The organism is Streptomyces lacaronensis, assembly GCF_047337785.1.
GTDB lineage: Bacteria > Actinomycetota > Actinomycetes > Streptomycetales > Streptomycetaceae > Streptomyces > Streptomyces lycopersici.
Genome location: NZ_JBLHDK010000003.1, coordinates 7,297,159 through 7,313,265, shown reverse-complemented (window position 1 = coordinate 7,313,265; position 16,107 = coordinate 7,297,159). Strand labels below are relative to the sequence as shown.

Sequence of the window (16,107 nt, the reverse complement as noted above, 5' to 3'; positions counted from 1 at the left end):
CCTTGTTGCCGTGTTGACCCATTGCCCCGTGAATTCGCACAGGTCGCCGAGAACCTATCCGGGCACACACTCGCGTCGCCAGATGCCGTCAACGCTCCAACCCGAGGCCGAATACGGAGAGTTGTTACCGCCGCCCTCTTTCGTAGCGGGCTGTGATGGCTCATGCTGCCTGTATGGACCGAGACGAAGGGCACGACCGGAGTGAACGGGCCGAGCGGCTGACGCGGTATCTGAACGAATTGCAGGAACGGATCGATCCTCGCTCGCTCGAGCTGTTGATGCGGCTGCTGCGCGAGTTGAGCACCTCACCGGCCGTCCGCGGGGGGACGTACGAGCTCGGCATGGGGCCGGAGGAGAAAGAGCTGTTCACCCCCGCTCTCCAGGCCGAGCTGCTGGTGCTGTTCGGCCTGCTCACCTCCCAGGACGAGCGTGTGGTCGTCGACCTCGGCGACAGTCCGCACGCCAAGGGCATGAAGGTGCTGGTGCCTCAGGAGCGGGCCGGGGACCCCGATTTCCTGCACCGCCACAAGCAGCGCGTGGCGGCCGAGGCGGAGCAGCGGGAGCGGGACCGGCGGGAGGTGGAGGGCATAGCGAGGGCCAGCGGCATGGAACCGTGACGTTACCGTACGTAACAGAGGGCGAACGCTGAGCGTTACCGCCCCGAAGGGGCGCGGGGCTGAGTCGATGTGCGGCTCCGCCGCGTGGGCGCGACCGGCCACGACGGCGCCGCAGCCGACCGACGACGCGTCCCGGCACGTCGAGCGGAGCGCTGAGCGGAGCGCCTAGGCTACGGCGGGCGCCGTTTCCCCCATGAACGTGCGCCACAGCGCGGCGTACCGGCCGTCCCGCGCCACCAGCTCCTCATGGGTGCCGTCCTCGACGACCCGGCCGTGGTCCAGGACCACCACCCGGTCCGCACGGGCGGCGGTGGTCAGCCGGTGGGCGACGACCAGTGTGGTGCGCCGTCCCGTCAGACGATCCGTGGCCTGGTTGACCAGGGCCTCGGTGGCCAGATCGAGCGCGGCCGTGGCCTCGTCGAGCAGCAGGATGTCCGGGTTCACCAGCTCGGCGCGCGCCAGCGCGATCAACTGCCGCTGTCCGGCGGAGAGATTGCGCCCGCGCTCGGAGACCTCGTGCAGATAGCCACCGTCGAGCGACGCCACCATGGCATGGGCGCCGACCGCCCGCGCGGCGGCCTCCACCTCCGCGTCGCTCGCGCCGGGCCGTCCGTAGGCGATCGCGTCGCGCACCGTCCCGGCGAAGAGATACGGCTCCTGCGGGACCACCCCGAGGTGGCCGCGGTATCCGGTGAGGTCGAGTTCGCGCAGATCCACGCCGTCCACCCGCACGGCGCCCCCCGTCGGGTCGTAGAACCGCGCCACCAGCTTGACCAGAGTGGACTTACCGGCCCCGGTCTCCCCGACGAACGCCACGGTCTGCCCCGAGGGGATCGTGAGCGAGATGCCCGCCAGCGCCTCCTCGCCGTCCCCGTACCGGAACCGCACATCGTCGAAGGTGATGTCGCCGCGCATCGCGGGCACCTCGCGCGGGGCCTCGGCCACCGGTGTGGTGGTGGGCTCGCGCAGCAACTCCTGGATGCGGCCCAGCGACACGGTGGCCTGCTGATAGCCGTCGAAGACCTGGGAGAGCTGCTGGACGGGGGCGAAGAACAGGTCGATGTAGAGGAGGTACGCCACCAGCGCGCCCGCCGTCAGCGTGCCGTCCCCGACCCGCCCGGCGCCCACGATGAGCACCAGCGCGGTGGCCACGGACGCCAGCAACTGGACGAACGGGAAGTACACCGAGATCAGCCGCTGGCCACGGATCCGCGCCTGGCGGTAGGCGTCGCTGCGCGCCGCGAACCGCTCCCGGCCGGACCGCTCGCGCCGGAACGCCTGCACGATCCGCAGCCCCGCCACGCTCTCCTGAAGGTCCGCGTTGACCACGCTCACGCGCTCGCGGGCCAGTTCGTACGCCTTGACGCTGCGGCGCCGGAACACCACCGTGCCGATGATGAGCGGCGGCAGGGTCAGGAAGACCACCAGCGCGAGCTCCACGTCGATGATGAGCAGCGCCACCAGGATGCCGAAGAAGGTCAGCAGGCTGACCACGGCGGTGACGAGACCGGTCTGGAGGAACGTGGACAGCGCGTCGACGTCGGTGGTCATCCGCGTCATGATCTTGCCGCTCAGCTCGCGCTCGTAGTAGTCGAGACCGAGCCGCTGGAGCTGGGCGAAGATCTTCACGCGCAGGGCGTACAGCACCCGTTCACCGGTACGCCCGGTCATCCGGGTCTCGCCGATCTGGGCGGCCCACTGCACGAGGACGACGAGGAGCGCGAGCCCGGAGGCGGCCCACACCGCGCCGAGCGAGAGCCGCTGGACGCCCTGGTCGATCCCGTGCCGGATGAGCACGGGCAGCAGCAGCCCGGCGATCGCGTCCACGGCCACGAGCGCCAGCGCGACCAGGAGCGGCGCCCCGAAGCCGCGCAGCAATCGCCGCAGCCCGTACGTCTCCTCGGCGCGGCCGGCCCGCTCCTCGTCGATGTCGGGCGTGTCGGTGGCGGGCGGCAGGGCGGCGACCTTGGCGAGCAGTTCGGGGGTGGCGGGCATCCCGGACAGCGCCCCCGCGAGCCCGGGACCGGCCACGGCCCCGGTCCCCGCGCCCACCGCCGTGTCGCCCTTACGGCGCTCACCATCGGGCCGCACCCATAGCTCCGGGGTCACCCGAAGCTCGCGGCCCGCCCCGGCCCCGTCGGGCCGGGCTCCCAGCGCGGGACACGGCTCGCTCGGGCCGTCAGCGCCCGGCTCACCGCCGGACGCTCCGGCGAACCCCGTCGCCCCCGCCCGGTCCCCGGCGCAGGCGTGGTCGGGGTCGTCCCCACCGTGCGGGCGGCACCGCCCCTCGCCGCCGTCGGGCCGCACCCATGTGTCGGGCGACACCCCGTCGCCATCCCGCCTCGATGCCCGGCCCGCCCCGGGCCCGGTCGCGTCGGCCGCGGCCCGCGCCGGACCATCCCCACCACGCGCCCGCAGGTGCGCCGTCGCGCCGGGGCAGTCCGCACGGCCATGCGCCGTGCGGTCACCATCGGGGGACGGCTCCCCGTCGAGACAGGGCTCGGCCAATCCGGTGGCGGCCGACTCCCCGCCGAACGCCCCGGCGAGGCCCACCGCGTGCGCGGAGGCGTCGGCGCCGCGCGGCTCGGCGTGGGCCGGGGCCGGGTCGTCGCCGCCCGGGGCGGCGACGGCCTCGGACCCGTCCGCCAGCAGGCGCCGGTACACGGCGCTGCGCGCCCTCAGCTCCTCGTCCGTGCCCACGTCCACGACCCGGCCCCGGTCCATCACCGCGATGCGGTCGGCGAGGGCGAGGGTGGAGGGGCGGTGGGCGATCAGCAGGGTGGTACGGCCCGCCATGACGCCACGGAGCGCCTCGTGGATCTCGTGCTCGACGCGCGCGTCCACCGCCGAGGTGGCGTCGTCCAGGACCAGCAGCCGGGGGTCGGTGAGGATCGCGCGGGCCAGGGCCAGCCGCTGGCGCTGGCCGCCGGAGAGGGTCAGCCCCTGCTCGCCGACCTCGGTGTCATAGCCGTTCGGCAGCTCGGAGAGGAAGCCGTCGGCCTGCGCGGCGCGGGCGGCGGCCCGGATCCGCTCCTCGCTCGCGTCCGGCATCCCGTAGGCGAGGTTGGCGCGCACGGTGTCGGAGAAGAGGAAGCTGTCCTCCGGCACCAGCCCGACCGCACCGCGCAGCGAGTCGTACGTCAGCTCCCGCACATCGTGGCCACCGATCCGCACCGCGCCCGACGACACGTCGTAGAAGCGCGGCAGCAGCATGGACAGCGTCGACTTGCCGCTTCCGGAGGCGCCCACGACGGCCAGGGTCTCGCCCGGCTCGATGCGCAGGGACACCTCGGAGAGCACCGGCCGCTCGGGGTCGTAGCCGAAGCTCACCCGGTCGAACTCGACCGTCGCCGGGGCGTCCTCGGGAAGCTCCCGGGCGTCGGGGCGCTCGTCGATGACGGGCTCGGTGTCGATGAGCTCGAAGACCCGCTCGACCCCGGCCCGCGCCTGCTGCCCGATGGTCAGCAGCATCGTGAGCATCCGCACCGGGCCCACGAGCTGGGCGAGGTAGGTCGAGAAGGCCACGAAGGTGCCGAGGGTGATCTGGCCCCGGGTGGCCATCCAGCCGCCGAGCGCCAGCATGGCGACCTGGCCGAGGGCGGGGACGGCCTGGAGGGCCGGGGTGTAGCGCGAGTTCAGCCGTACGGTCCGCAGCCGGGCGGCGAACAGCCCCCGGCCGACCTCCCGCAGCTTGTCGGTCTCCTGCGCCTCCTGCCCGAACCCCTTGACCACCCGGACACCGGTCACGGCCCCGTCGACCACACCCGCGACGGCGGCCGCCTGCCCCTGGGCGTACCAGGTGGCGGGGAAGAGCCGGATACGGCTGCGGGAGGCGAGGATCCACAGGGCCGGGGCGACGGCGAGGGCGACGACGGTGAGCAGCGGCGAGAGCACCGCCATCACGACGAGCGAGACCAGGAAGAGCAGAATGTTGCCGATCATCATCGGCACCATGAAGAGCAGGCCCTGGATCAGCTGGAGGTCGCTGGTGGCCCGGCCGATGATCTGGCCGGTGGAGAGCTTGTCCTGCCGTCTGCCGTCGAAGCGGGCGATGGCCGCGAACATCTCCGTGCGCAGGGCGTGCTGGACGTCGAGGGCGAGCCGTCCGCCGTAGAAGCGGCGGACGTAGGTGAGGACGTACACCACGAGGGCGGCGACGATCAGCAGGGTGGCCCAGGGGGCGAGGGACCGGTCATGCGAGACGATCACATCGTCGATGATCAGCTTCGGCACCAGCGGGACGAGCGCCATGACGGCCATTCCGGCGAGCGAGGCGCCGAGGGCGAGCAGCACATCGCTGCGGTACTGCCAGCAGTAGCCGAACAGCCGCCTTACCCAGCCCTGTCCGGCTTCCGGGCCATCCGCACCCGATCCGCCCGCATCCCTTTCGCCCGTTTCATCCGACACGCCCACCGCTACGTCCGCCACCCGTGAACCTCCCGATCCGCACACGCTTCCGGAAGGCACCAACACACTGATGTGCGGATTTCATCCTGCCGCAACAAATGGATCGGGGCGCGGCCGACTGTGGGGCGCCCGGCGCGTCTTTCCCCTCCCCGCCCCTTCCCGACACCAGGGGCTCCGCCCCTGGGACCCCGGGGTCCCCAGGGGACCCAGGCGGCGAAGCCCCTCTTCCGGGACCTGAGGCGGAACGCCCGCCCCGGAGCCCGAGGCGAGCACCCGCCCCCAGGGCCTGGGGCGGAGCACCCGTCCCCGGCGGTTCGGTCACGCGAAGGGGCTCACCCATGGTGGAAATCAAGACCGACGCGTCCCTGGACGCCATGCGCGAGGCGGGCCGCGTCGTGGCCTCGGCGCTCGACGCCGCACAGCGGGCGGCGGCCATAGGCGTCTCACTGCGCGAGCTGGACGAGGCGGCGCGGGAGGTGCTGCGCGAGGCCGGGGCGAGCTCCCCGTTCCTCGGCTACCGGCCGCAGTTCGCGTCCACCCCCTTTCCCGCGGTCATCTGCGCCTCGGTCAACGACGCCATCGTCCACGGCATCCCGGGCGACTACCGGCTCCGCGACGGCGATCTGGTGACCATCGACTGCGGTGCGACGCTGGACGGCTGGAGCGGAGACGCCGCGGTCAGCTTCACCGTCGGCACCCCGCGCCCGGCGGACGTCCGGCTGATCGAGGCCACCCGGCAGGCGCTGGACGCGGGGATCGCGGCGGCCGTCGCGGGGGGGCCGGATGGGCGACATCTCCCATGCCGTGGGGACGGTGGGGCGCGCCGCGGGCTACGGCATCATGGAGGACTTCGGCGGCCACGGCATCGGCCGGCGGATGCACGAGGACCCGCCGGTCCCCAACGAGGGGCGGCCCGGCCGGGGCTTTCCGCTGCGGCACGGGCTGGTCCTGGCCATCGAGCCGATGTTCCTGGCGGGCGGCCTGGACGCGTACACCACCGACGCCGACGGCTGGACGCTGCGCACGACGGACGGCAGCCGCGCCGCCCACAGCGAGCACACGGTGGCGATCACGGACGACGGCCCACGGATCCTGACCGCGCTCTGAGAGGACACCGCACCCCATCCGGAAACACGCTCGCGGAATCGCTCAAAAGCGGACTGTTCAATACCGGACTGTTCAATACCGGACCGTTCATCAAACACTTAGCAGGGCTGTCTAAGGTCGCGCCCATCGAAAAGCGCACCACCGGCCAGGCGAAAGGATGATGATCGTGACGGTGCCCCAGATCGACGACATCCCGCCCGCGGAACGGTTCGCGGCGTGGCGCGCCCTGTGCGAGCTGACGTCGATACCCATGGAGCTGCGCAGCGACCATGAGCACGACTTCCGCGCGAACGTACGGGGCGGAGTGGACATCGGCGAGGTGACGCTGACCTACACCTCCGTACCGTCGCTGCGGAACGAGCGGACCGCGGCCCACATCCGGCGCTCCGACCCGGAGCTCTACCATCTGCGGCTCACCCTGCGCGGGGAGACCGACGTATGCCACGGGGACGCCGAAACCACGGTCGGCGCCCGGCAGTTCATGCTCACCTCCACCTCCGCGCCGTATCTGGCGGTGTGCGAGCGCGGCAGGGTCGACGGGATGACGGTCACCCTCCGCCCCTCGCTGCTGCCGTTCCCGCCCGCCGAGCTCCAGCGGCTGCTCGGGCAGCGGCTGTCCGGACGGTCCGGGATCGGGGCCATGCTCGCCGACTTCCTCACCCGCCTGGCCACCGAGTCCGACGCCTACGGCCCGGCCGACGCACCGCGCCTCGGCACCGTCGCCGTCGATCTGCTCAACGCGCTGCTCGCGCATGAGCTCGACACCGGTGCCGAGGCGCGCGCCGAGAACCGGCTCACCCCCGAGAGCCGTCGGCGCGCCCTGCGGTTACGCGTCCAGGAGTTCGTCCGGCAGAATCTGGACCGCCCGGGGCTCACCCCGGCCTCGATCGCCGCGGCCCATCACATCTCGCTCCGGTACCTCTACCGCCTCTTCGAGGAGCAGGGGCACTCCGTCTCCGCGTGGATCCGCGCCCAGCGCCTGGAACGCTGCCGCCGCGACCTCGCCGATCCCGCCCTGGGCGACACCCCCATCCATGTCATCGCCGCCCGTTGGGGCTTCAGCCACGCCGCGGACTTCAGCCGTGCCTTCCGCAGCGCCTATGGCGTGCCCCCACGGGACTTCCGCCATAGGGCGCTCGCGGCGAACAGGTGAGCGGGGCTCCCCCCGTAGCAACCCTGCTCACCCGTCACTGATCAGCATGGGCCCGCCGGGGCCGGGATGTCGTTGGCCTCCTGTGCACACTGTCTTGATCCTGCGTGCATGGACCGCGTCCGCTGTGCACGGACCGCACATCCCGGCCCCCCACGGGGTCACTTGGCGCGGGTCACCCGCAACTCCTCGACGCCCGCGCGCTTCTTGTCGTCCGCCGACCGCACGGTGACCCGTACGAAACGGGCCGGGCCGGTCGTCCCCTCGCGCCAGTGGCGGCCGTCGAGCGAGGTCCGCACCTCGTGGGAGGCGGGGCGGGTACGGGTCCACTCCGGGCTGACCTTCGCCAGCCGCACGGCGCGCCCGAGGTCGGCCGTGAGCGTGCCCTCGGCGGCGTCGGGGACCCAGGCGGTGGCCGTGTTGCCGTCCACGGCGGCGCCCGCGTACATCCCGGGCTCCTCCGTGCTCGCCGTCGCCTTACCGCAGCGCGCGACGTTGTCGGTCGGCTCGAGGTCGGGGCGGCGGGTCTTGAGCACCGCGGGCGCGCCCCAGCTCACGATCCGCTCCCCGCCGTGCGGGGTCTCGATCCGCATCGGCGCGCCCGCCGTCAGCCTTACGGTCGTCTCGTGCGGGCCGATGGCCACGTCGTAGGTGCGGCCCCGCCAGTGCAGCCCGCGCAGGGTGACACCGTCGCGGAGCTGCGGCGGCAGCGTCGGGTCCAGCCGCACACCGTCCTCGTCCATCCGCATCCCGGTCAGACCGTGGGTGAAGACCTGGAGGAAGCCGCCCTTGCCGGTGAGGAAGTCCTGCGCCGGGGAGCCGGACAGGGGGTCCTGCGCGCCCGCCTTCTCGCCCCGCGCCTCCGAGAAGGTGTCGAAGGGGCCGCGGACGAACGGCTTGATGGCGCGCTGGAGGTAGGTGTACGTGGAGCAGCCGGGCTCGCCGATGGCGGCGGCGTCGATGGCGTGCACCGAGTCCGTCATGGCCGGGCCGTCCGGGTCGGTGCGGGCCGCGTAGTAGTCGAGCGTCCTGGCGGCCGCCCGACCCGACATCGGCCACTCCAGCGGGTACATCAGCAGCACCGTGTCGGCCTGCTTGATCAGCGAGCCCTTGTAGCCGTCGTACTGCTGGAAGACCTGGCTCTTCTCGTCGTACGGAATCCGCATCCGGTCGGCGATCCGGTTCCAGGCGGCGGGCACGGGCTCGCCGAGGAGGCGGGCGGCGCGGGCGGCGTCGCGCAGGGCGGTGGCGGCCCCGGCGTTGGTGAAGACCGCGTCGTCCACACCGTTGCTGTACTCGTCGGGACCGGCCACGTTCTTGATGGAGTAGCTGCCGTCGGCGTTGTGCGTGACGCGCCCCGCCCAGAACTCGGCGATCCCCTTGAGCACTGGCCAGCCGCGTCCGCGCAGCCACCGGGTGTCGCCCGTCGACTGGTAGTACTGCCAGGCCGCCACGGCGATATCGCTCTGGAGGTGGTTCTGGGTGCGGCAGTGCGGCGGGTCCCAGCTGTGGCACTCCGTCCACAGCCCGCCCTTGCTCGCGCTCGTCCAGGGGTAGAACAGGCCGGGGTAGCCCAGCTTGCGGGCGTTGGCGCGGGCGCCGGGGCGGGTCTTGTAGCGGTACTCCACCACCGACTTGGCGAGGTCGGGATGGGTGGCCAGCAGCCCGGGGTACATCCAGGTCTCGGCGTCCCAGAAGATCAGCCCGCCGTAGTTGTCGCTGCTCAGCCCGGTCGGGGAGATGCTGTTACGGGAGCCGGCGCGGGTGGCGGACAGCAGTCCGTACTGCGCGGAGCGCACCCAGTCCTGGAGGTCGCGCCGGCGGCGCCCGGCCACCTCGATGTCTGAGCGCCACAGCCGCTTCCAGGCGGCGCTGTGGGCGGCGAACAGCCCGTCCCAGCCCTGGTCCGCCGCGCGGCGGGAGGCGGCGAGGGCGTCGGCGCGCGGAGTGTGGGAGGTCAGCGCGGTGTCCACGCCCACGTACTTGGTGAACTCATAGGAACGGCCGGGGCGTACGGGGAAGCGGAGGCCCTGGCGCGCGGACAGGTCCCGCGCCGCGTCCGTGCCACCGGCCTCCGTGCCACCGGCTTCCTTCCCACCGGCCTCCGCGCCGCCCGTCCTCGCCTCGGCCGCCCGGACGCCCGGGCCGGGGCGCAGTGTGGAGGCCACGGCTCCGTCGGTCTTCGTGCCATCCGTACGGAAGGCGACATCGACCGTGCCGCCCTTATGGACGCCACCGCCGGTCCCGCTCATCCGCCGCGCACCGTGCCCGTCGAGCAGATCGGTGACGGTCGCGTCCCCGCCCCAGTGCGGGGTCATCCGCATCCTTACGGCGCCCACGTGCGCGTTGGCGCGGTCGGCGACGATGTCATAGGTGAGGTCGGTGGCGCGCCCGTCGGACGCGGTCCAGGTCAGGGAGGTCCGCACCAGACCGCAGCGCATGAAGACCGTCTGCCGGTAGTGGGAGATCCGCCCGGCGGAGGTCCGGGGGCCGAAGGTCTCCGAACGGTCGCCCCCGGTGGCCACGTTCAGCGTGGACCAGGTGGGGATGGCGGCGGCCACCTGCCGGTTCTCGGTCGTCTTCGCGTTGTGCGCGTAGAGGCCGGAGACGAAGGCGCCGTCGTAGCGGGGGGTGAACAGCGGCCATCCGGTCTTGTCACCCCCTCCGGAGTACCCGGTCCCCTGGGGCGGCACCCGCTGCCCCAGATAGCCGTTGCCCACATACGCGTGGGAGCTGTCCTCGGGGTCGATACGGCTGGAGGAGAGCGCCCAGCCGTCGGACGGCCCGCGCGTGCAGTCCCCTCCGGCGGTGGCGTCGGCCGCCGCGGAGGAGTCGGATTCGGGGGCGGCGGACGCCGGGGGCACGGCGGCGATCAGCCCGCAGACGAGGAGCGGGGCGATCAGCCGGGCGGGCCGGGGCGGCCGGAGGGGGGAGTACGTCATTGTTCTCCGTCGTGGTTCGCCGGTGACGGTCGCAGTGACCATAAAGAGGTGAACACGGCAGGTCAATGGATGGCGCGATGTCTTCAATACCTGAACACAGGTTCACATGCGTGGGTGCCGCGTCCGCCGGACACCCCTGGGAGAACCCGGTCAGGACGCCGATGGGCGCACCAGCCCCGTCTCGTACGCGAAGACCGCCGCCTGGGTCCGGTCGCGCAGCCCCAGCTTGAACAGGATCCGGCTCACATGGGTCTTCACGGTCTGCTCGGCCACCACCAGCCGTGCCGCGATCTCCGCGTTCGACAGCCCCTGGGCGATCAGCGTGAGCACCTCGGTCTCGCGCTCCGTCAGATCGCCCACCCGGGCCCGGAGAGGCCCGCGCGGGGCGGCGGCGGTCACCCGGGAGAACTCGCCGATCAGGCGTTTGGTGATGTTCGGCGCCAGCAGCGCGTCTCCGGCCGCCACCACCCGTACCGCATGGGCCAGTTCATCCGCCGAGGCGTCCTTCAGCAGAAACCCGGACGCGCCCGCGCGCAGCGCCTCGTAGACGTATTCGTCCAGGTCGAAGGTGGTGAGGACGAGGATCTTGACGGTGGCGCCGACGGGTTCGGTGAGCCGGCGGGTGGCCTCGATACCGCCGACCCCCGGCATCCGTATGTCCATCAGGACCACGTCCGGGGCGAGCTCGGCGACCTGGGCGATGGCGTCGGCCCCGTCCACGGCCTGGCCGACGACCTCCATGTCCGGTTCGGCGTTGAGCAGCACCGTGAAGCCCTGGCGGACCATCATCTGGTCGTCGGCGATCAGGACGCGGATGGTCGTCATACGGGATCCTCGGCGGTCTCGGGTACGGCGGCGGACGGGGCGGGGTGGTCCGTGGGCAGTACGGCGATCACCTCGTAACCGCCGTCCGGCGTCGGGCCGGTGGTCAGCTCGCCCCCTAGCATCGCAGCGCGCTCCCGCATCCCGAGCAGCCCGTGCCCGGCTCCGGGCGAGGGCGGGGCGGGCCGGTCCGGCGCGGTGTTGACGACCCGGACGGTCAGCCCGTGCCGCTGGTACCCCAACTCGACCCGCGCCTCGGCGCCCGGCGCGTGCCGCATCACATTGCTCAGCGCCTCCTGGACGATGCGGAACGCCGACAGTTCCACGCCCGGCGGCAGCGCCCGCCGCTCCCCGGTGACATCGGTGAGGATCGTGATCCCGGTCCCCCGCACCGTGCCCACCAGCTCGTCCAGCCGGTCCAGAGTGGGCTGCGGGGCGTGCCGGGCGCCGTCGGCCAGGGCGTCCTCGGAGCGCAGCACGCCCAGCACACGGCGCAGTTCGGCCAGCGCCTCGACCGCGTTCTGCCGGATGCCCGCGAGGTTCTCCTTGAGCTCGTCGGAGGGGTTCTCGGCGAGGTGCGGGGCGACCTGGGCCTGGATGGATATCACCGACATGTGATGGGCGACCACGTCGTGCAGCTCGCGGGCGATGCGGTTGCGCTCCTCCAGCAGGGTGCGCCGGGCCCGTTCCTCCGCGGTGAGCTCCTCCTGCTCGACCAGCCGGGTCCGCGCCACCCGGCGGCCCCGCAGCGCGGCGCCCACCACCACGGCGGTGGTGAAGGCCGTAATGGCGTCGTCGAGGCCGTCGTCGTGGGGGTGGGAGGCGAGGGCCGCGGTGACCACGCCCACCAGGAGGGTCAGCAGCAGCGCCTCGGCGGCGATCCGCGGGCGGACCCGCAGCGCGAGGAGGAACAGGACGGCGGTGTGCAGCGCGATCTGGCCGTAGTTCCAGGGGTAGAGCAGATATGCGGGGACGCGGTCGTCCACGTCCAGCGCCGTCACCAGGAGCATGGCGGTCGAGAGCCACCATGCCGGTATCGGGCGGGTCAGCGCCAATTGGACGGCCAGCGCTTCGAGCACGACGAGCCCGATCAGCGGCACCGGGTCCTGGGACGTCCCCGGGCGGGCGGGCTCCTGGAACTGCGCCATGCTGAGCCAGGCCATGAGCACGGCGAACAACACCACATGGCCATGGGGCAGCCGGCCCAGCCAGCGCATCCGCGGCAGCGGATCGCGCGCCACCGTCCACAGGTCCTCGCGCAGGATGCCCGGCACCGCGCGCAGGGCCTCGCCCAGCGTGCGCGGCAGCGCGCGCAGGCCCCCCGCCAGCCGGTCCGCGATCTTGCCGCCTGTCATGCCCTTGACTCTAAACACTCCGCCGCTCCACGTGCCGTGGCTGCCGTGCCTGCTGCCGTGCCTGCTGCCATGCCCGTTTCCCGGGGCGTCCCTCGCGGACGACCCGGCTGCCGCCGCCTGCGGCAGGGCCGCCTCCGCGGACGACCCCGCCACCGCCCTTCCGCGGCCGCCCCGCCTCGTACGCGTGGAACGCCGCCCAGCAGATCAGCAGCGCCCCCGCGAACACCGGCAGCCAGCACAGCCGGGCGAGCACCCAGCCGGGGCCGTCGGGCACCGTGTGCAGCCCGGTCCGCGGTCCGGCGAGCCGCAGCGTGGTCACGCTGACCGCCATCATCGCGGTCTGGTGCCACAGGAAGACGGTCATCGCTGCGAGGTTGACCAGCGCCACCACCGCCCACGCGGCGGGCCGCGCCAGCACCCGGCGCAGCGGGCCGCGCAGCAGCAGGGCCGCGCCGCACTGGGCGAGCCCGAAGGTGACGGCCGCCAGGGTGGGCGGGTTGAGGTTGGAGACCGGGGCGCCGGGCACCCCGACCATCGACGCCGGATAGCCGCCGAACAGGACGAGCCCGGCGGTGACCGCCGCGCCCCCGGTCAGCAGCACCCACCCGGCCGTCCGCCCGCGCAGCCTGCCACGGCCCCAGGCGGCGCCCAGGCAGTACGGGACCAGCCAGCCCGCCGCCAGATTGACCCAGCCGAGCCAGGCGGGGCCGTCGAAGCCGAACCGGATCAGGTCGACATGCAGCACGACCGCGAGCGGCCACAGCGGATGCAGCCGCGCCACCAGCGGGGTCGCGGCCGTGAGCACCGCGTAGACCAGCAGGAACCACAGCGGGGACAGGACGAGTTTGAGCAGCGTGTGCACGGTCAGCAGGCTCACCCCGGCGCCGAGCAGCGCCCCCGCCGCCACCGCCCATACGGTGAGCACGGCGGCCATGGGCCGGAACAGCCGTACCAGTCGGGCGCGCAGCCACCGCCGGTAGGTGATGCCCCGGGCGCGGGCGCAGTCGTGGCTCTTGGCGCCCATCTGCCCGCCGACCAGGAAGAACACCGCGAGGGTCTGGAACACCCAGGAGACGGGGGTGAATCCGGGCTGGTACAGCAGCGGGCTGGCCGCGCGCAGAGTGCCGCTGTCGGCCACGAGGGCGGTCACCAGCCAGTGGCCGAGTACCACGCCGAGGATGGCGACGGCCCGCAGGCCGTCCACGGCGCGGTCGCGGCCGGGCGGGGTGGCGGCCTCGATCCGCCGTGCGAGGCCACGCAGCCGTATCGGGTCACGCAGCCGGAGCGGGTCACGCACCGTCTCACGCATCGCGGCCCTCCACGATCCGGCCCATGCTCGCCAGGGCGGCGGACCCGGACTTGAGGTAGTCGCTGTGCCCGGCGTCCCCCGCGTCGAAGATCCGCGCGCCGAACCGCCGGGAGACCGGGTCGGTCCCGAAGCCGATGGCCGTGCCCAGCAGCGGGATCCGCACATGCGGCACCCCGCCGATCCAGTCGTCCCCGCCCCGCCCGGCCCAGACGGTGGCCCGGGTGTGCAGCTGCCGGGCGTCGTCGTACCCCGTCCCGGGGCTGCCGTAGAGCACGATGTCCGCGACGTTCAGCCCCCGGGCGGCCCGGGCGCAGACCACGGAACCGTAGGAGTGGCACAGGAGCGAGATCCGGGCCCGGGGTATGGCCGCGTTCAACTCCCGTACGAACGCGGCCAGTCGGGGAGCGGCACCGGCGGCCCGGCCCGTGGTCAGCACCTCGGGTGCCACGGTGCCGGGCGTCTTGTACCCGAGCCAGCCGATGACGGCCGTACGGCGCCCGAGTTGACGGCTCAGCGCGAGCGCCCCGTCCCGGAACCGGCCGTACGTCTCCAGGTTGGTGTCCGACCCCGGCACCAGCACCGCGATGCGCGTGGCGCGGCCCAGATCCCCGTACACCTCGACGGCACGGCCCCCGTCGCGCCCGTCGAAGGACAGGAAGTGCCGCGACGCCCCCCGCATCTTCCGCAGCGCCCGCGCCCGCTTGCGGTCCCCGTGCCGGGCGGCCACCACCTCGGCCGCCCGGATGCCGTCCCGGTTGGCCGCGTACCGGTGTTCCAGTCCCGCGACGCGCACCGGCCCGAGCGCCACCGGCGCGGGCGCGGGCACCTCACCGGGCCCAGCGGCCCCCATCAGTGGCACCACCACCGAGGCGGTGACGAGCGCCGCGAGCAGGGCGCGGCGAAGACGGGACGCCATGGCTGTTCCTTCCGTACCAACGGATGTCGTGAATACGGAAGGTATGGAGCCGGCCGTGTGGTTGGCGTCCCACCGGGGAGTGCATCTCCGGGGTAGTCCCCAGGTATGACGGGTAGGGGGCTCGGGCCGGTGAGGCGGTCGCGGGCCACGCGGCGGCGGCGCTCGGGCGCACGGCTGATACGTGGTTGATGCATGGCTGAGCGGCCGCGGAGGCCCCGCACCGCCGGGGCGGAGATGTCCTTCGCTCAAAGTGGCGCCGGTGCGCCGGCGTTGCGCACCGGTCTCACCCTAGGAGGTCACGATGTCCCCTGCCCCCGCACACCGGGCCCGCCGCCGTACGGCGCTCATGGCGCCGGCGGTCTCGACGGCGGCGATGGCGACCGTAACGGTCGGCCCGCCCGGCAACGGCGGGTACGGCGTCCGCTCGTACGACGTCGGCTACGCCTACCGGCCCGCTTCGCCGTGGACGAGGCGGGCGAAAAGCTGGACATCACACCCCGGCAGGCGCTGGAGAGGGGGCGGCCGTTCGACGTGGACATCGGCGAACGGGATCAGCGGCCGGGACTTCACCGCGTACATCAACGGTTGGCTGTACGACGAGAAGACTCCGCCCATGCCGGGCCACCCGGACTGGGTGGCCCCCGAGCCGCCGAAGAGCTCGTGACGTGACGGCATGATGGAGGCTCCACCCTTCGTACAGGTTGGTGAAAATGTCCCATTCAGCCACCGGTGACGGTGGTCCCCTCCCCGTCACGATCCTCCTGGTGGAGGACGACGAGGTGATACGCAGATCGGTCGCGATGGCTCTGGAGCGCTACGGCTACCGCGTCGCCACGGCCGGTGACGGGCTGACCGGTCTCGAACTGTTCCGGGCGGGCGGACACGACCTGCTGTTGCTGGACGTGATGCTGCCGGGGCTCGACGGCATCGGGCTGTGCCGCCGGATCCGGGAGACCAGCATGGCCCCGGTCCTGATGATGTCGGCCCGCGGCGACGACCTGGACGTCATATCCGGTCTGGAGGCGGGCGCCGACGACTACGTCGTCAAGCCGGTCGACACCGCGGTGCTGGTGGCCCGGATCCGGTCGCTGCTGCGACGGGCCACCTATCCACCGGCCGCGGCGCCGGCGCCTCCGGGCGTCCCGGCGGCGGCCGCCGCCGCGGTCCACCGGCCCGACCCGCGCCACCACCACGGCGCCCGGCTCCGATTCGGGGACCTGGTGATCGACACCGGCGGCCTTGAGGTGTTCCTGGCCGATGAGCCGATCGCGCTGGCCCCCACCGAACTGCGGCTGCTGCTGGAGTTCGCCGCGTATCCCGGCATCGTCCTGGACCGGGAGACGCTGCTGCGCACCGTCTGGGATTACGACTGGGACGGCGACAGCCGGGTCGTCGACCTGTGCGTACAGCGGTTGCGCAAGAAGATCGGCGCCGGGCGGATCGAGACGGTCCGCGGCTTCGGCTACAAGCTGAGGCGCTGAC

The 16,107-nt window shown here is 73.0% G+C and carries 10 protein-coding genes and 1 pseudogene; 5 read left to right on the top strand and 6 right to left on the bottom strand.

Annotated elements, in window-relative coordinates; all coding sequences use genetic code 11:
* The first annotated feature begins 173 nt into the window (after positions 1-173).
* Positions 174-617 carry a hypothetical protein gene (locus ACMTAK_RS31830; RefSeq protein WP_413809350.1) on the top strand — a complete coding sequence of 148 codons (444 nt, stop codon included), beginning with the start codon at positions 174-176 and terminating at the stop codon, positions 615-617.
* Positions 618-782: 165 nt separating this feature from the next.
* Here ACMTAK_RS31830 and ACMTAK_RS31825 read toward each other — a convergent pair whose 3' ends face one another.
* Positions 783-4,943 carry an ABC transporter transmembrane domain-containing protein gene (locus tag ACMTAK_RS31825; RefSeq protein ID WP_413813056.1) on the bottom strand — a complete coding sequence of 1,387 codons (4,161 nt, stop codon included), beginning with the start codon at positions 4,941-4,943 and terminating at the stop codon, positions 783-785.
* A 419-nt stretch (positions 4,944-5,362) separates the two neighbouring features.
* Between ACMTAK_RS31825 and map the strand changes: the two are divergent.
* A pseudogene (gene map, locus ACMTAK_RS31820) lies at positions 5,363-6,131 on the top strand (type I methionyl aminopeptidase).
* 160 nt (positions 6,132-6,291) lie between these two features.
* Positions 6,292-7,284, top strand: coding sequence for a helix-turn-helix domain-containing protein (locus ACMTAK_RS31815; RefSeq protein ID WP_413813055.1), 993 nt, complete (start codon positions 6,292-6,294; stop codon positions 7,282-7,284).
* Between the two features lie 158 nt (positions 7,285-7,442).
* On the opposite strand, the gene ACMTAK_RS31810 is transcribed toward ACMTAK_RS31815, so the two are convergent.
* From ACMTAK_RS31810 to ACMTAK_RS31790, 5 genes are all read right to left on the bottom strand, one after another.
* A complete protein-coding gene (locus ACMTAK_RS31810; protein WP_413809349.1) occupies positions 7,443-10,223 on the bottom strand; it encodes a glycosyl hydrolase family 65 protein in 2,781 nt (926 codons plus the stop codon).
* A gap of 150 nt (positions 10,224-10,373) precedes the next feature.
* Complete coding sequence (locus tag ACMTAK_RS31805) at positions 10,374-11,048, bottom strand: response regulator (RefSeq protein WP_413809348.1); 675 nt, start codon at positions 11,046-11,048, stop codon at positions 10,374-10,376.
* On the bottom strand, positions 11,045-12,400 hold the full coding sequence (locus tag ACMTAK_RS31800; protein ID WP_413809347.1) for a sensor histidine kinase: 1,356 nt from the start codon (positions 12,398-12,400) through the stop codon (positions 11,045-11,047). The genes ACMTAK_RS31805 and ACMTAK_RS31800 overlap by 4 nt, the downstream gene beginning before the upstream one ends.
* Before the next feature lie 10 nt (positions 12,401-12,410).
* Complete coding sequence (locus ACMTAK_RS31795) at positions 12,411-13,709, bottom strand: acyltransferase family protein (RefSeq protein ID WP_413809346.1); 1,299 nt, start codon at positions 13,707-13,709, stop codon at positions 12,411-12,413.
* Positions 13,702-14,625 carry an alpha/beta hydrolase gene (locus tag ACMTAK_RS31790; protein WP_413809345.1) on the bottom strand — a complete coding sequence of 308 codons (924 nt, stop codon included), beginning with the start codon at positions 14,623-14,625 and terminating at the stop codon, positions 13,702-13,704. Before ACMTAK_RS31790 ends, ACMTAK_RS31795 begins: the two co-directional genes overlap by 8 nt.
* Before the next feature lie 301 nt (positions 14,626-14,926).
* Between ACMTAK_RS31790 and ACMTAK_RS31785 the strand changes: the two genes are divergently transcribed.
* Positions 14,927-15,289, top strand: coding sequence for a hypothetical protein (locus tag ACMTAK_RS31785; protein WP_413813283.1), 363 nt, complete (start codon positions 14,927-14,929; stop codon positions 15,287-15,289).
* Positions 15,290-15,335: 46 nt separating this feature from the next.
* On the top strand, positions 15,336-16,106 hold the full coding sequence (cseB, locus tag ACMTAK_RS31780) for a two-component system response regulator CseB (RefSeq protein WP_413809344.1): 771 nt from the start codon (positions 15,336-15,338) through the stop codon (positions 16,104-16,106).
* Position 16,107: the final 1 nt, after the last annotated feature.

Bases quoted from the DNA above. Each gene is read 5' to 3' on its own strand.
- ACMTAK_RS31795 (WP_413809346.1), bottom strand. From the start codon at position 13,709: ATGCGTGAGACGGTGCGTGACCCGCTCCGGCTGCGTGACCCGATACGG.
- ACMTAK_RS31785 (WP_413813283.1), top strand. From the start codon at position 14,927: ATGTCCCCTGCCCCCGCACACCGGGCCCGCCGCCGTACGGCGCTCATG.
- ACMTAK_RS31810 (WP_413809349.1), bottom strand. From the start codon at position 10,223: ATGACGTACTCCCCCCTCCGGCCGCCCCGGCCCGCCCGGCTGATCGCC.
- ACMTAK_RS31805 (WP_413809348.1), bottom strand. From the start codon at position 11,048: ATGACGACCATCCGCGTCCTGATCGCCGACGACCAGATGATGGTCCGC.
- ACMTAK_RS31830 (WP_413809350.1), top strand. From the start codon at position 174: ATGGACCGAGACGAAGGGCACGACCGGAGTGAACGGGCCGAGCGGCTG.
- ACMTAK_RS31790 (WP_413809345.1), bottom strand. From the start codon at position 14,625: ATGGCGTCCCGTCTTCGCCGCGCCCTGCTCGCGGCGCTCGTCACCGCC.
- ACMTAK_RS31800 (WP_413809347.1), bottom strand. From the start codon at position 12,400: ATGACAGGCGGCAAGATCGCGGACCGGCTGGCGGGGGGCCTGCGCGCG.
- cseB (WP_413809344.1), top strand. From the start codon at position 15,336: ATGTCCCATTCAGCCACCGGTGACGGTGGTCCCCTCCCCGTCACGATC.
- ACMTAK_RS31815 (WP_413813055.1), top strand. From the start codon at position 6,292: ATGATCGTGACGGTGCCCCAGATCGACGACATCCCGCCCGCGGAACGG.